General features: G+C 33.4%; 15 protein-coding genes. 13 read left to right on the forward strand and 2 right to left on the reverse strand.

Translation table 11 applies throughout. From position 1 onward, the window contains the following. Nucleotides 1-750, forward strand: a complete 750-nt coding sequence (locus tag ACFFVB_RS10170; protein ID WP_382382621.1) for a head GIN domain-containing protein — start codon at nucleotides 1-3, stop codon at nucleotides 748-750. Here ACFFVB_RS10170 and gldA read toward each other — a convergent pair whose 3' ends face one another. Continuing rightward, complete coding sequence (gene gldA / locus ACFFVB_RS10175) at nucleotides 751-1,647, reverse strand: gliding motility-associated ABC transporter ATP-binding subunit GldA (RefSeq protein ID WP_382382622.1); 897 nt, start codon at nucleotides 1,645-1,647, stop codon at nucleotides 751-753. 287 nt (nucleotides 1,648-1,934) lie between these two features. On the opposite strand from gldA, the gene ACFFVB_RS10180 reads away from it, so the two are divergent. From ACFFVB_RS10180 to ACFFVB_RS10195, 4 genes are read left to right on the forward strand one after another with little or no spacing between them, the layout of a single operon-like run. After that, nucleotides 1,935-2,762, forward strand: coding sequence for a prephenate dehydratase (locus ACFFVB_RS10180; protein ID WP_382382623.1), 828 nt, complete (start codon nucleotides 1,935-1,937; stop codon nucleotides 2,760-2,762). Further along, nucleotides 2,759-3,913: a pyridoxal phosphate-dependent aminotransferase gene (locus ACFFVB_RS10185; protein ID WP_382382624.1), complete on the forward strand. Its 1,155-nt coding sequence runs from the start codon at nucleotides 2,759-2,761 to the stop codon at nucleotides 3,911-3,913. The genes ACFFVB_RS10180 and ACFFVB_RS10185 overlap by 4 nt, the downstream gene beginning before the upstream one ends. 6 nt (nucleotides 3,914-3,919) lie before the next feature. After that, nucleotides 3,920-4,771 carry a prephenate dehydrogenase gene (locus tag ACFFVB_RS10190; protein WP_382382625.1) on the forward strand — a complete coding sequence of 284 codons (852 nt, stop codon included), beginning with the start codon at nucleotides 3,920-3,922 and terminating at the stop codon, nucleotides 4,769-4,771. A 14-nt stretch (nucleotides 4,772-4,785) separates the two neighbouring features. Continuing rightward, nucleotides 4,786-5,868: a chorismate mutase gene (locus ACFFVB_RS10195; protein ID WP_382382626.1), complete on the forward strand. Its 1,083-nt coding sequence runs from the start codon at nucleotides 4,786-4,788 to the stop codon at nucleotides 5,866-5,868. Nucleotides 5,869-5,946: 78 nt separating this feature from the next. On the opposite strand, the gene ACFFVB_RS10200 is transcribed toward ACFFVB_RS10195, so the two are convergent. Continuing rightward, nucleotides 5,947-6,735, reverse strand: a complete 789-nt coding sequence (locus ACFFVB_RS10200) for a hypothetical protein (RefSeq protein ID WP_382382627.1) — start codon at nucleotides 6,733-6,735, stop codon at nucleotides 5,947-5,949. Between the two features lie 84 nt (nucleotides 6,736-6,819). On the opposite strand from ACFFVB_RS10200, the gene rsgA reads away from it, so the two are divergent. The 8 genes from rsgA (at nucleotide 6,820) to queA (ending at nucleotide 15,174) form a co-directional block, all read left to right on the forward strand. Then, entirely contained in the window at nucleotides 6,820-7,782 is a 963-nt protein-coding gene (gene rsgA / locus ACFFVB_RS10205) for a ribosome small subunit-dependent GTPase A (protein WP_382382628.1), read from the forward strand. Continuing rightward, a complete protein-coding gene (gene dtd / locus ACFFVB_RS10210) occupies nucleotides 7,782-8,234 on the forward strand; it encodes a D-aminoacyl-tRNA deacylase (RefSeq protein WP_382382630.1) in 453 nt (150 codons plus the stop codon). The genes rsgA and dtd overlap by 1 nt, the downstream gene beginning before the upstream one ends. 34 nt (nucleotides 8,235-8,268) lie before the next feature. Further along, complete coding sequence (locus tag ACFFVB_RS10215; RefSeq protein ID WP_382382631.1) at nucleotides 8,269-9,345, forward strand: DUF3857 domain-containing protein; 1,077 nt, start codon at nucleotides 8,269-8,271, stop codon at nucleotides 9,343-9,345. Between the two features lie 197 nt (nucleotides 9,346-9,542). Continuing rightward, on the forward strand, nucleotides 9,543-10,202 hold the full coding sequence (locus ACFFVB_RS10220; RefSeq protein ID WP_382382633.1) for a DUF3858 domain-containing protein: 660 nt from the start codon (nucleotides 9,543-9,545) through the stop codon (nucleotides 10,200-10,202). 5 nt (nucleotides 10,203-10,207) lie between these two features. After that, nucleotides 10,208-12,256 carry a DUF3858 domain-containing protein gene (locus tag ACFFVB_RS10225; RefSeq protein ID WP_382382634.1) on the forward strand — a complete coding sequence of 683 codons (2,049 nt, stop codon included), beginning with the start codon at nucleotides 10,208-10,210 and terminating at the stop codon, nucleotides 12,254-12,256. Between the two features lie 125 nt (nucleotides 12,257-12,381). Then, nucleotides 12,382-12,708 carry a nucleotide pyrophosphohydrolase gene (locus ACFFVB_RS10230; protein WP_382382636.1) on the forward strand — a complete coding sequence of 109 codons (327 nt, stop codon included), beginning with the start codon at nucleotides 12,382-12,384 and terminating at the stop codon, nucleotides 12,706-12,708. 6 nt (nucleotides 12,709-12,714) lie between these two features. Further along, a complete protein-coding gene (locus ACFFVB_RS10235; RefSeq protein WP_382382637.1) occupies nucleotides 12,715-13,950 on the forward strand; it encodes a 3-phosphoshikimate 1-carboxyvinyltransferase in 1,236 nt (411 codons plus the stop codon). A 174-nt stretch (nucleotides 13,951-14,124) separates the two neighbouring features. Beyond that, nucleotides 14,125-15,174 (forward strand): tRNA preQ1(34) S-adenosylmethionine ribosyltransferase-isomerase QueA, encoded by a 1,050-nt coding sequence (gene queA, locus ACFFVB_RS10240; RefSeq protein ID WP_382382638.1) that lies wholly within the window; start codon nucleotides 14,125-14,127, stop codon nucleotides 15,172-15,174. The last annotated feature ends 59 nt before the right edge of the window (nucleotides 15,175-15,233 follow it).

Consider the following 15,233-nt stretch of genomic DNA (forward strand, 5'->3'; position numbering starts at 1 on the left):
ATGAAAAATATATTAGCCTTATTAATTGTACTCTGTGTTTGTTCTTGCGATAGCGAAAGTGCTAACGATTGCTTTCAAACAACAGGAACAAGTATTTCAAGAACGATAGACATTGATGCGTTTGACAAAATTCTTGTCAATAGAAATATAGAATTAACCCTAATACAAGGTCCAGAATTAAAGGCAGTTATTGAAACAGGCGAAAATTTAATAAACGATGTTGAGGTTAAAGTTGTTAATGGTGAATTACAACTAACGGATAATAATACCTGTAATTTGTTTAGAGATTACGATCCTACTAAAATAACAATTACCGCACCTACTTTTTATCAGATTAGAAGCTCTACCCAGTTTGACATAAAATCTGAAGGTTTTTTAACACTTGAAAAATTAATTTTACTATCGGAAGATTACAATAATCCAGAAGGTTTCACTGTTGGAGATTTTAGATTGCAATTGGATGTTGAGGAATTAGAAGTGGTGTCTAATAATATATCGGTGTTCTATATTTCTGGAACAACTAATAAATTATCTGTTGGCTTTTATGCTGGAGGTGGTCGTTTTGAAGGTGCCAATTTAATAGCAAATTCGGTAACTATTTTTCATAGAGGAAGTAACGATATGATTGTTAATCCGCAAGAATCCTTAACCGGAGAACTTGTAAGTACGGGAGATTTAATCTCTAAAAACAGACCTGAAACTATAGGGGTTGACGCAAAGTTTAAAGGACAATTATATTTCGAAGACTAATTAATCTTGTGTCATCGTTCTGAATAACTCTTCTAAACTCTCATTTTTCTGAGTCAGTTGGAAAATTTTCAATTCATTGTCGTGTGCAAAATCGAATACTTTCGGACGCATATCTTCAGCCGTCGAGAATGTAATTTCATATACAAAACCATACGTGTTCTTAACCGCTGTTACATGAGGTAATCTCAATAAAAAAGCATCTTCTACTCGAAAATCAAATTCAACTAAAACTATTTGAGCTTTTCCAGCTTGTAGATCCTCTAATTTTTTGTCTGAAATAATCTGTCCCTTATTAATAATAATAACACGGTCGCACATCGCTTCAACTTCTTGCATAATATGAGTTGAAAGAAAAACCGTTTTTGTTTTCCCTATGTTTCTAATCAATTCGCGAATGGAAACCAATTGATTCGGATCTAAACCTGTAGTAGGTTCATCTAAAATTAGAACTTCAGGATCGTGTAATAAGGCATTGGCTAAACCTACACGTTGGCGATATCCTTTAGAAAGCTGACCGATTTTTTTATGTGCTTCGGGTGTTAGGCCTGTAAGTTCAATAACTTCGGCGATACGTTGTTTCGATACTTTGTATATCTCCGCATTAAAAGCTAAATACTCTTTTATATACATATCTAAATACAACGGATTGTGTTCGGGAAGGTATCCCACACTTTGTTGCACTTTAGTAGCGTTTCCATGAACATTAAAGCCATTCACTTCAGCTTCACCTGACGATGCATCAATAAATGTGGTTAAAATTTTCATCATTGTAGACTTTCCTGCACCATTTGGTCCTAAAAACCCAACAATTTCTGGCTTCCCTACAGAAAACGAAATATTATCTAGCACTTTTTGAGTACCATACACTTTACTAAGTTCTTCTACCTTTATTGACATTTTACTATACTTTGCTCAAAAGTAAACATTATATAATTTATTTTACGAATAACCTTAATTTCTTTAAAACTACAGAGATAAATCAAAATAAATAATTGATTTGTTTTGTAATGTAAAATTATTATCTAATTTAGTGGCCACAAAAGCAATATATGCAAAATACAAGTTTCACATATTTTAATTTTTTCTATTTCTTTTTTAGCAAAAGGAACGAGGCATTGTATGTGTAATTTATAAGTATAAATTTTAATATAAAGTCTCGATGAAAATCGAGACTTTTTTTATATATGGTAAAAACAGTTTCAATTCAAGGTATAAAGGGGTCATTCCATCATATCGTTGCTAAAACGTATTTTGATAGCGATGTAGAAATTGATGAATGCATGTCTTTCGACACTGTAGTCGATAATCTTATTAGTAAAAAAAGTGATGTGGCGGTTATGGCTTTGGAGAATACCATTGCGGGGTCAATTTTACCAAATTACGCATTAATAGATAAGTTTAATCTTCATATTATTGGGGAGCACTATTTGGATATTCAGCATAATTTAATGGCTTATCCTGGTCAGAAAATAGAAGATATCAAGGAAGTGTATTCACATCCAATGGCTTTGTTGCAGTGTAAAATTTACTTTAAAGATTATCCGCATATTAAGCTTGTAGAAGATAAAGATACTGCCGAAACTGCCGAACGTATAAAAACAAAACAACTAAAAGGAGTTGCTGCAATTGCGAGTAAAACTGCAGCAGAAATTTTTGGATTGGAAATTTTAGCTGAAAGTATTCAGACTATAAAAGAAAATGAAACACGATTTGTGATTGTAAAAACACAGAATTCTGTTTTAGACGAAAGTGAAATTACTAAGGCATCTATCCGATTTGTGGTAGAGCACAAACGTGGTAGTTTAGCAAGTGTTTTAAATGTATTGAGTGATTGTAGAATGAGTTTAACAAAAATACAGTCATTACCAAAGATTGAAACCCCTTGGAAATATGCTTTTTTTGTAGATGTAACCTTTCTAAAATATAGCAATTTCGAGAAAGCAAAATCCATATTAGATATTATGGTGAAAGAATTTAAAGTACTTGGCGAATATAAAAACGCAAAATTATGATAACTGTAGCAAACAGGTTACAAACGGTTGAGGAATACTACTTTTCTAAGAAATTAAGAGAAGTAAATGCCTTAAAAGCAAGTGGGAAACCGATAATAAATCTAGGGATAGGAAGCCCTGATTTAATGCCACCACAACGTGTAATAGATGCTATTACCGAAAGTTTTAAACACCCAAATGTACACCAATATCAGAGTTATCAAGGTTTGCCAGAATTACGTGAAGCCATGGGCGGATTTTACAAAGCACAATTTGGTGTGGATGTAGATCCTGCTTCAGAAATTTTGCCTTTAATGGGAAGTAAAGAAGGTATTCTTCATATTTCTATGGCATTTTTAAATCCAGGTGATGACGTTTTAATTCCGAATCCAGGGTATCCAACATATGCATCGGTTACTAAATTAGTTGAAGCGAAAGCGGTGACTTACGATTTAGATGAAACCAATGGTTGGTTACCAGATTTAGATGCTTTAGAGCAAACAGATTTAAGTAAAGTGAAATTAATGTGGGTAAATTATCCGCATATGCCAACGGGTGCAAACGCTACAGAATCCTTATATGAAGATTTGGTTGCTTTTGCGAAACGCAATCATATTTTAATTGTAAATGATAATCCGTATAGTTTTGTTTTAAATAACAATCCGAGAAGTATTTTAAGTGTTCCAGGAGCAAAAGATGTGTGTGTAGAACTTAATTCTTTAAGTAAAACATTTAACATGGCAGGTTGGCGCGTTGGAATGGTTTTAGGAAATGCAGAACATTTAGGCGCTATTTTAAAAGTTAAAAGTAATATGGATTCAGGAATGTTTTACGGCATTCAAAAAGGAGCCATTGAAGCTTTAAAAAGTACAGACGAATGGTTTAAAAACCTGAATGTTGCTTATGAAAAACGACGTAAACTAGTTTGGGAACTTGCAGATTTATTAGGTTGTACTTACGATGAAAGTACTTCTGGGTTATTTGTATGGTCTAAATTACCAGAAGGTGTAGATGCAGAGTCATTTATAGATAAAATCTTATACGATAATTCAATTTTCATTACTCCAGGGATTATTTTTGGAAGTCAGGGTAAAGGCTATATTCGTTTTTCGTTATGTGCATCAGAAGATCAATTAAAGGAAGCAATTAGCCGAATTAGAATTCAAAATTAAATACTTATGAATAATATTGTAGTAATAGGTATTGGTCTAATTGGCGGGAGTATGGTAAAAGACCTTAAAAAGGTACATCCTGCAACTAAAATTATAGGTGTCGATACAAATGCAGATCATGTTAATCAAGCATTAGTAAGTGGTTTAATTGATGAAAAAGGAACTTTAGATTCTGTTAAAAATGCAGACCTTGTTATTTTATCTATTCCTGTAGATGCTTCGGTAGCTTTACTTCCTGAGATTTTAGATTTAGTGTCCGACGATACCTTGGTTATAGATGTTGGGTCTACCAAATTAGATGTTTGTCATAAAGTAGAGCATCATATAAATAGAAGAAATTATTTATCATGTCACCCTATAGCTGGAACAGAATTTTCAGGACCTCAAGCAGCGATTAATGGTTTGTTTAAAGACAAAACAAACATTATTTGCGAAGTCGAAAAAACGGCATTTAAATTACAAGAAAGTGCTTTACGAGTGTTTTCAGACTTAGGCATGCGAATTCGATATATGAATCCTGAATCTCATGATAAACATATTGCATACGTCTCACATTTATCGCATATTAGCTCCTTTATGTTAGGGAAAACGGTAATCGATAAAGAACGAAACGAACGTGATATTTTCGATATGGCTGGCAGTGGATTTGCTTCGACAGTCCGTTTGGCAAAAAGTTCACCAAATATGTGGACGCCTATTTTCAAACAGAATAAAACTAATGTTATTGAGACATTAGATGAATATATAAACAACCTTAATCAATTTAAAATTTTATTAGAGAAAGATGACTTTGAGGCTATTTTTAACGAGATGAAAAATACAAATCGCATTAAAGATATTCTAAAAGGAATTGCTTAAAAAGTAGTAACATTATGGAAAACAAGAAAGAATTAAGAACCTGGTTAGACGATTTAAAATTAGATCACCCATTAGTAATCGCAGGTCCTTGTAGCGCAGAAACAGAAGAGCAAGTATTAAAAATTGCAAACGAGTTAAAAGATACAGATGTAAGCTATTTTAGAGCAGGAATTTGGAAGCCAAGAACGAGACCAGGAATGTTCGAAGGAGTTGGTGCTTTAGGTTTAAAATGGTTACAACGTGTTAAGGCTGAAACAGGAATGAAAATTGCTACAGAAGTAGCAAATGCAGCACACGTAAAATTAGCTTTAGAACACGATGTAGATTTATTATGGATTGGAGCGCGTTCTACAGTTAGCCCATTTATCGTTCAAGAAATTGCAGATGCATTAGAAGGAACAGATAAAATTGTATTGATAAAAAATCCAGTAAATCCAGATTTAGCTTTATGGTTAGGAGCTGTAGAGCGTTTAGCTACTGCAAATATTAAAAACTTAGGAGTTATTCATAGAGGGTTTTCAACTTACGAAAAAACGAAATATAGAAATAACCCAGAATGGCAATTAGCAATCGAATTACAATCTAAATTTCCAGATTTACCAATAATTAACGATCCGTCGCATATTACAGGTAAACGTGATATGATTTTTGATGTATGTCAAACAGCTTTAGATTTAAACTTTGATGGTTTAATGATCGAAACGCATTACGATCCAGACAACGCTTGGAGTGATGCTGCACAGCAAGTAACACCTTCTGTTCTAGTTCAGATTATGAAAGATCTTAAAATTAGAAAAGAAACGGATTCTGAAGCAGATTATTTAACTGCTTTAAGTAATTTAAGAGCTAAAATCGATATTATCGATAATCAAGTTATCGATCTTTTAGGTAAGCGTATGGTTGTTGCAGATGGTATAGGGACACTAAAACGTCAGAAAAACGTATCTGTTTTACAGAGTAAGCGTTGGAATGAAATTTTAGGAGCTATGGTAATGGAAGGTCAAGATCATGGTTTAAGTGAAGAATTTATCTTAAAAATGTTTAAGGCCATTCACCAAGAATCTATTAATCACCAAGAAAAAATAATCAATAAATAAGATTTTATTTATTGTATAAAACAAAGCCCCGTTCAATAATTACTGAACGGGGCTTTATTGTTTTATAAAGTGTTTTTGTTATTGTATTGAGAAATCAAAAACAGATTGATTCGCTCTACCTGTAGGTACATTACCTTGGTAAATAAAGCAATATTCACCTGGACTTAATGGCTCAGGAGTAGCTACCTTAAATTTGTTGTTACCCATTTCTTCTATAGTAAAATCAATGGCGTCTTTGGCGCTAATACCTTTAGTGCTAGAAAGAGAACTGCTTTTTCCTATAACCATTTCTCTTAAGTTTTTTCTTTCGTTAACATCTAGTTTTACCAATACAAATTCGTTTGGAGAAGTCGCTGTTTTAAACCACCAATCAGACATTCCAGTTTGCATATTATCTATCTCATTTGAACTGAAAATAAATACAAATTTTTGTTTTCCTGATTTGATGATGTTATTCGATTGTGTTCTTAGTAATTGTGCTTTTTGCTTCGAATTTATAAAACCTGAAACTAATTTTTGAGCTGTAGCATTCGAATTTGAACTAGAAAAAACAGAAGGTAGAATTCTATCTAAATCATCTGTAGCACTTAAAAAGTAAATTCCGGTTTGAGATTTTGTGTCGCTTTTCGATTTTTTCATAACTACAGATAAAATATCTGTTGAAACTCCAGCATTCTTTAATTCTGTTAGCGCACTAATTGAAGCGTCGAAATCTACATTCGAAGAGTTAATTTTGTCGATAATCATAGTATCGTCAAAGCCAAGTTCTTGCATTTGGATTATCGTTTCGTTTGTGATTGTTTCCTGAGCAAAAGAATTGAAAGTAGATAGCAGGAATACCGCGATTAGAGTAATAATTTTTTTCATTTAATGATTTTTTTGTAAATAGGGGGTGAAGATAAATATTCTCTCATTTAAATTTTAAATTTATTTCATTTACTTTTGGCAAATATGACAGGAACAGTATATAAGTCGACAGGAAGTTGGTACACCGTAAAAACACCAAACGGTGACACTTACGACTGCCGTATAAAGGGGAAATTTAGACTTAAAGGTATAAAAAGTACCAATCCAATATCAGTTGGAGATTTAGTCGATTTTGAGGTTGAAACTCTAGATAATGTCACTACTGGAGTCATTCACCATATTCACGACCGTATGAACTATATTGTTCGTAAATCTGTGAATCTATCTAAGCAAACACATATTATAGCGTCTAATATCGACCAGGTATTTTTATTAATTACAATTAATAATCCGCCAACACTTACCAGTTTTATAGATAGGTTTTTAGTCACTGCCGAAGCTTACGCTATTAAAACCGTTTTACTTTTTAATAAGATTGATGTTTACGACGAAAAAACGATTCTAGAAGTACGCTATTTAGCATCTGTGTATCGCGCGATTGGTTATGAATGTATTGGTATCTCGGCAGAAACAGGTAAGAATTTAGATAAGGTAAAAGCACTAATGCTTGGGAAAGTAAGCATGTTTGCAGGGCATTCCGGAGTAGGAAAGTCTACATTGGTAAATGCTTTAGAACCCTCTTTAGATTTAAAAACAAAAGCGATTTCTTCACAACATATGCAAGGGCAACATACTACGACATTTGCAGAAATGTTCGATTTAAGTTTCGATGCTCGAATTATAGATACACCGGGAATTAAAGGTTTTGGTGTTGTAGATATGGAGAAGGTGGAAATAGGAGATTATTTTCCTGAATTTTTCGCTTTAAAACAAGATTGTAAGTTTAATAATTGTCTTCATATCGAAGAACCCAAATGTGCTGTAAAAGATGCGTTAGACCGAGACGAAATTTCATTCTCGCGCTACAGAAGTTATGTGCAAATTATAGAAGGTGAAGACGAACATTATCGTACCGATATTTGGGATAAAGATCAAGAAGGGTTTTAATGAAAGTAGTCATTCAACGCGTATCCAAAGCTAGCGTAACTATAGCAGGTGATAAAGTAGCGAACATAGCACACGGACTTTTAGTTTTAATAGGTATTGTAGCCGACGATACTCAAGATGATATTTCTTGGCTTTCGAAAAAAATAGCAAATCTTCGAATTTTTGAAGACGAAGCAGGCGTGATGAATACATCCTTAATCGATAGTGGAGGAGATGCCATTGTTGTAAGTCAGTTTACACTTCACGCCGCTACAAAAAAAGGAAATAGACCAAGTTATATTAAAGCTGCAAAACCGGATGTCGCTATCCCAATGTATGAATCTTTTGTGAGTCAGTTAGAGAAGGATTTAGATCGTAAAGTCCAAACAGGGAGGTTTGGTGCAGATATGAAAGTTGAGCTATTAAATGATGGTCCTGTCACTATAATTATGGATAGTAAGAATAAAGAATAAAAGTTAAGCATTTTGTTTCTTTTAACATAAAATAATGTTAAATTTAATAAGTCAACTTAACCTACTTATGTCTTTAAAATCCCTTTTGGGTGTATTTATTTTATGCCTAACAACGAACGTATTTGCCCAAACAAATTTCAGTTCAAATAATCTAGAAAAAGCGACTCTAGCTAAAAATGCCAATGTATTAGTTAAGACCAACGATGTAGAAATACATATACTTAGCTATAATAAAATGGTGATTAAAACACATCGCACCGTCACGATTTATAACGAATCTGGAGATAGTAAAGCATATACCCACGAGGCGTACGACGGATCTACAAAAATAAAAACATTAGAAGCTACAATTTATAATGCTTTTGGCGAAAAGGTAAAACGTTATAAAGAAAAGGATTTCCAAGATGCCGCTCGGGCAGATGGCATTTCGATATACAACGACGATCGCATAAAATATATAGAACATCAATCGGTTTCTTATCCTTATACTGTAGATTATATTTCGGAAGTTGAACATTCTATGACCGCATTTCTTCCTTCGTGGTCACCTTTAGAAACTTTTTATACTAGCGTTTTACAAACATCGTATCAGATAATTAACGATACCGATGTGCCTTTGGCTTTAAAAGAAGAACATTTCGAAGGGTATAATATTATCAAGAAAAGTGATTATCATTTTGTAGCAAAAGATTTAAAAGCAATTACCCCTGAAGCGTATAGTCCGGATTTTTATATGTTTGCTCCGCGTTTAAAAGTAGCCATGCAAACTTTCGATATGAAAGGTGTTCAGGGTATAAATACCAATTGGCAAGATTTTGGTGCTTGGGTTTATGAAAGTCTACTTTCCGATACGCAGGAACTTCCAGAAAGTGTTATAGCAACTATAAAATCATTAACAACAGAGGCGTCTACGAACGAAGAAAAAGCCAGAATTGTATATGATTATCTTCAGAAAAAAGCCCGATATATTAGTGTTCAAGTAGGTATTGGTGGTTGGAAACCCATGTTGGCGAAAGATGTAGACCGATTAAGTTATGGCGATTGTAAAGCCCTTTCAAATTATACGCATGCCTTATTAAATGTTGTAGGCGTCCCTCTTATTATGCTTTAATATATGGTGGAGAAGATATTAAAAACATAGATAAAGATTTTTCGAGCACGCAGGGGAATCATGCGGTATTAACTATTCCTTCCGAAGCGGGTTATGTTTGGCTTGAATGTACGAGTCAGAAAACACCGTTTGGGTATATTGCTAATTTTACAGACGATAGAGATGCCTTAATTATAACTCCAGAAGGCGGTAAAATTGTGCATACTAAAATTTATAATACCGAGGAAAATCTATTAAATACTTCAGCTAAAATTCAATTAAATGCAGATGGCAGTTTTAATGCCGATGTTGTAGTTAAGTCTTACGGCACGCAATATCGCGGTGCTCTTGGCTTAGAGGAAGCTACAGAGAAAAATCAGAAATTACGGTTTAAAGACAATTGGGATTATATTAATGATTTAGATATTACGTCTGTCGCTTATACGAATAACAAGCGCGATATTGAATTTACCGAGAACGTTTCGGTTTCAGCTAGAAATTATGCTTCAAAAACGGGAAAAAGACTATTACTAAAACCTAATGTGTTTAATAAATTGGCTCATGTGCCGCCAAGGTATACGAACCGAACCATGCCTGTACAGATAGATCGTGGTTTTATAGATACAGATACATATCAAATTAATCTAGAAAACGGATTGGAAGTTGAAGCCTTGCAAAAGGATGTGGCGCTAGAAACAAAATTTGGGTCGTATTATTCATCAATAAAAGAGGAGGAAGACGGTTCACTAACATACACTCGAAAATTAACCTATAACAAAGGTATTTACCCTAAAGAGGATTACCATGCTTATAGGGATTTTTGGATTGCTATTTCTAAACTCGATAATGCCAAAATTGCGCTATTAATTAATATTTAAACCCAATGAAACTACTCGTTAACCTACTATTTATTTTAAGCCTCCAAGTTTGTTTTTCCCAAGATTACAGATTTGGAAAAGTCTCAGAAGAAGAACTAAAAGAAACTATTAATGCTAAAGATCCAGAAGCGCATGCCACTATTTTGTACTTAAATGAAGTTGTTAAATTTAATTATGATAAAGAAAAAGGATTTGTTGTGGTTACCGAAGTTCAGAAACGAATTAAAATCTACGATAAAGAAGGTGTAGATTGGGCCACACAAAGTGTGCCTTTTTACGATCCAGATAATAATTCTAAAGGCGAACAAGTAAGCGGATTAAAAGGATACACGTACACCTTAGTGAATGGTAAAATTGAAGATGATAAATTAGGTAGGGATAATATATTCGAAGAAGCAACCAATAAATATTGGAAGCAAATTAAATTTACGATGCCTAATATTTCAGACGGGTGTATAGTCGAGTTTCAGTACAGAAAAGAGTCTCCGTATTTAAGTATAGACGATCAGGTATATCAATACGATATTCCTGTTAAAAAACTAGAATCGAAAGTTAGTATTCCTGAATACTTTTATTTTAACCAGTATTTAAATCCCAAGGCTACTTATGTGCCAATAATAAAGCAAAATAGGGTTAATAGAATAGAAAACGTAACCAGTAAAAGCAGAGTTACAGAAGGGGCTGGTTTTACACAAGTTACAAAATCATCTTTCGATACCTCTCAATGGGAATTTAATGAAACCGTCTATGAGGCTAATTTAACTGATATTCCTGCTTTAAAAACTGAAGTTTTTGTAGATAATATAGATGTGTATCGCTGTAAAGTTGATTGGGAATATGCCATGTATAAAGGACCAAGTGGAGATATTAAAAAATATTCTACAGATTGGGAAAGTGTAACCAAAACCATTTACGATCATGAAGATTTTGGTGGGCGATTATCAAAATCTGGATATTTTGAAGACGATATCGATGCGCTTTTAGTTAACGTGAAAAATCAGACCGAGCGCATTAACCTCATTTATAATTTTGTAAAATCTAAAGTAGCTTGGAATGAGTACTATGGAGATTATGCCGAAAAGGGTGTTAAAAAAGCGTATAAAGATGGCATGGGAAATGTAGCGGATATAAACTTAATGCTTACAGCGATGTTACGCTATGCTGGAGTTTCTGCAAATCCAGTTTTAGTGAGTACTAAAAGTAATGGAATCCCTTTATTTCCTACACGTAATGGTTTTAATTATGTGATTTCTGCTGTAGAATTAAACGATAAACTGGTGTTGTTAGATGCAACCTACAAATATGCAATGCCCAACGTATTGCCGTCTCGCGCTATAAACTGGCAGGGACGTATTGTTCGAGAACAAGGAAGTTCGGCTTGGGTAAGTTTAATGAATCAACTTATGGCAGAAGAGCGTTGTACTTTACAAGTTAATCTTAAAACAGATCTAAGTGCAGAGGGCCGTGTTATGGTTAGAATAACCAATGCCAATGTAATGAACTTTAGAAGTGCGTACGAAAGCATGGGGGACGACGAGCGTCTTAGAGATTTAGAATCGGATAAAGGTGAAATAGAAATCTCTAATTATAAGATTAAAGACGAAGATGATTTTAATAAATCTATGATTCAATATTCTTACGAGTACAATTTACAGAATGCGGCAGAACAAATAGGCGATCAGATTTACGTATCACCAATGTTGTTTTTTAAAGAAACTGAGAATGTATTTAAACAAGAAGAACGTCTATTTCCTATCGAATTTAAACATCCTAGACAGTACAGTTATAACATCGCTTTTATGATACCTGAAGGTTATAAATTAGAAAGTTTACCAGAAAGTGCCAGGTTCCAATTTAATGGTGGACAAGGCGATTTTAGCTATTTGTCTACTAGTAGGGGGAATACGATTGTATTTAAAGTAGATTACAGTTTTAATAATACGTTTGTTCTAACTAATGATTATGAGCAGTTTAAATCTTTTTTTGAGACGATGGTTAATAAAGAAACAGAAAAAATGGTTTTCACTAAAATTAGTTCTGGAGGAACAGAATAAGTCTTACTTTTTTAAAGGATAAAAATAAATAAAATAGTAGTTTTACGCAGGAAAGTAAACAAGTCGTCAAGTCTTTATGTTTTTAAAAGCCTAAATACTTGACGATTTTATATAAAGTCATACAAATGAATATTGAAGATGCACAATTAGCCGTAGATTCTTGGATTAAAGAACATGGTGTTCGTTATTTTAACGAGCTTACTAATATGGCACAACTTACCGAAGAAGTAGGGGAAGTAGCCAGAATTATAGCAAGACGTTATGGCGAACAAAGTGAAAAAGAAAGTGATAAAAATAAAGATCTTGGCGAAGAATTAGCCGATGTTGTTTTTGTAGTGTTATGTTTGGCAAATCAAACAGGCATTAACCTACAAGAAGCGTTCGATAAGAAACTAGATTTAAAAACGAATCGCGATCACGATAGGCATCACAATAATAAAAAATTAAAATAGTATATAATGAATATCAGTTTAGAGCAGTCTGAAATTATACAAGAACCATTACAGGTTACCATTACAGGTTCGAAAAGTGAATCGAATCGCTTACTCGTTTTACAGGCTTTATTTCCAAATATTTCTTTAGAAAACATCTCGAATTCAGACGACTCAGATGTCATGCAAATGGCATTACAGTCTACAGAAGATGTAATCGATATTCATCATGCTGGTACAACCATGCGTTTTCTTACGGCTTACTTTTCTAGTAAAGAAGGGAAATCTGTTACATTAACCGGATCGAAACGTATGAAAGAGCGTCCGATTAAAATTTTAGTCGATGCGTTGCGCGATTTGGGTGCAGATATCTCTTATGTTGAAAACGATGGCTATCCACCAATAAAAATCACGGGAAAAAAAATTACTCAAAACGAAGTAACACTTAAAGCAAACGTGAGTAGTCAATATATTTCTGCATTAATGTTAATTGGATCGTCTTTAGAAAATGGTTTAAAACTAACGTTAGACGGTGCAATTACGTCTGTACCTTATATAAAAATGACATTGAATTTACTACATCAATTAGGAATTGATGCGGAATTCGAAGGACAAATTATCACGGTTCAACCAAAAACAAATGCGGTAGACAACCAAACGTTGATTGTAGAAAGCGACTGGTCTTCAGCATCATATTTCTATAGTATTGTTGCTTTAAGCCCTGTTGGATCTATAATTACATTGTCAGCATATAAAGAGACGTCACTACAAGGCGATTCTGTTTTAGCTTCAATTTACAATCAATTTGGAGTAGAAACAACGTTTAAAGACAACACGATTACACTTCAAAAAGTTAAAGTAGTTTCAAAAGATACGGTAATTACACTCGATTTAGTCAATGCTCCGGATATTGCCCAAACTATTGTTGTATCCTGTTTCGGATTAGGAATTTCTTGTGATTTATCCGGATTACACACGTTGAAAATTAAAGAAACAGATCGCCTAGAAGCTTTAAAAACGGAGATTGAAAAATTAGGAGGTAAGGTTTACGTTACCGATAAAACACTTGTTTTAGAACCTTCTGGAATTATAAATGAAAATATAGCGATCGACACATATAGTGATCATAGAATGGCAATGGCATTTGCTCCGTTGGCACTTTGTACAAAATTACGTGTAAATGATGCTGAAGTCGTTTCAAAATCCTTTCCAGAATTCTGGAGTGATTTAGAAAAAATAGGCTTCAAAATTATAAAAAACTAAATTTTTTCAAAAAAAAGCCAATTTTGAGAACTATTTTGCAATTAAATCAATAATAAATAGCGATTTACTTGACAAGGCCTATTTTCAGATTGTATATTTGCCGTTCCTTATAACGATATTATGAAATTAGAATTATTCTAATAGGCATAATGTTTAAAAATAAAATATCAGAACATGAAATTATCACATTTTAATTTTACTCTACCAGACGAATTATTAGCAGAAGACCCTTGTGAAAATAGAGATGAGTCACGCTTAATGGTTTTGGATAGAAAAAATCAAACTATTGAACACAAACAGTTTAAAGACATCATTAATTATTTTAATGAAGACGATGTGATGATTCTTAATGATACGAAGGTATTTCCTGCTCGTTTATTTGGAAACAAAGAAAAAACAGGAGCGCGTATCGAGGTGTTTTTATTAAGAGAATTAAACGAAGAACAACGCCTTTGGGATGTTTTAGTTGATCCAGCACGTAAAATTAGAATCGGAAACAAATTATATTTTGGAGACGATGATACTTTAGTCGCAGAAGTTATCGACAATACAACATCTAGAGGACGTACATTACGTTTCTTATACGATGGCTCTTATACCGAGTTTAGAAACAAACTTAAAGTATTAGGAGAAACACCACTTCCTAAATATATTCAGCGTGAGGTAAAGCCAGAAGATGAAGAGCGCTACCAAACCATTTATGCTAAAAATGAAGGTGCTGTTGCTGCTCCAACAGCAGGTTTACACTTCTCTAAGCACTTACTTAAGCGTTTGGAAATTAAAGGAGTTAAATTTGCAGATGTCACTTTACACGTTGGATTAGGAACCTTTAATCCCGTAGAAGTAGAAGATTTATCGAAACATAAAATGGATAGCGAAGAAGCTATTATTGAAGAAAAAGCGGTAAATATTATCAATACAGGAATCAAAGAAAAGCGTCGTGTATGTGCTGTAGGTACAACATCTATGCGTGCTGTAGAAAGTTCTGTATCGTCTCATGGTACATTAAATGAATTTAATGGTTGGACAAATAAATTTATTTTCCCTCCTTACGAATTTAGTATCGCGAATTGTATGATTACAAACTTCCATACGCCAAAATCTACACTTTTAATGATGGTGTCTGCCTTTGCAGGTCACGATTTTATTAAACGTGCTTACGACGAAGCGATAAAAGAAGGATATAAATTTTATAGTTATGGTGATGCGATGTTAATCATCTAAATTATCGAAAATAAAAATTTTTAAAAGCCTTGTTCGTCAAGGCTTTTTTTATAGCATTA

Origin of the sequence: Formosa undariae, assembly GCF_042427615.1 — a bacterium.
Lineage (GTDB): Bacteria > Bacteroidota > Bacteroidia > Flavobacteriales > Flavobacteriaceae > Formosa > Formosa undariae.

Coding starts and splice junctions, on each gene's coding strand:
- ACFFVB_RS10170 (WP_382382621.1), top strand. CDS start 1: ATGAAAAATATATTAGCCTTATTAATTGTACTCTGTGTTTGTTCTTGC.
- gldA (WP_382382622.1), bottom strand. CDS start 1,647: ATGTCAATAAAGGTAGAAGAACTTAGTAAAGTGTATGGTACTCAAAAA.
- ACFFVB_RS10180 (WP_382382623.1), top strand. CDS start 1,935: ATGGTAAAAACAGTTTCAATTCAAGGTATAAAGGGGTCATTCCATCAT.
- ACFFVB_RS10185 (WP_382382624.1), top strand. CDS start 2,759: ATGATAACTGTAGCAAACAGGTTACAAACGGTTGAGGAATACTACTTT.
- ACFFVB_RS10190 (WP_382382625.1), top strand. CDS start 3,920: ATGAATAATATTGTAGTAATAGGTATTGGTCTAATTGGCGGGAGTATG.
- ACFFVB_RS10195 (WP_382382626.1), top strand. CDS start 4,786: ATGGAAAACAAGAAAGAATTAAGAACCTGGTTAGACGATTTAAAATTA.
- ACFFVB_RS10200 (WP_382382627.1), bottom strand. CDS start 6,735: ATGAAAAAAATTATTACTCTAATCGCGGTATTCCTGCTATCTACTTTC.
- rsgA (WP_382382628.1), top strand. CDS start 6,820: ATGACAGGAACAGTATATAAGTCGACAGGAAGTTGGTACACCGTAAAA.
- dtd (WP_382382630.1), top strand. CDS start 7,782: ATGAAAGTAGTCATTCAACGCGTATCCAAAGCTAGCGTAACTATAGCA.
- ACFFVB_RS10215 (WP_382382631.1), top strand. CDS start 8,269: ATGTTAAATTTAATAAGTCAACTTAACCTACTTATGTCTTTAAAATCC.
- ACFFVB_RS10225 (WP_382382634.1), top strand. CDS start 10,208: ATGAAACTACTCGTTAACCTACTATTTATTTTAAGCCTCCAAGTTTGT.
- ACFFVB_RS10230 (WP_382382636.1), top strand. CDS start 12,382: ATGAATATTGAAGATGCACAATTAGCCGTAGATTCTTGGATTAAAGAA.
- ACFFVB_RS10235 (WP_382382637.1), top strand. CDS start 12,715: ATGAATATCAGTTTAGAGCAGTCTGAAATTATACAAGAACCATTACAG.
- queA (WP_382382638.1), top strand. CDS start 14,125: ATGAAATTATCACATTTTAATTTTACTCTACCAGACGAATTATTAGCA.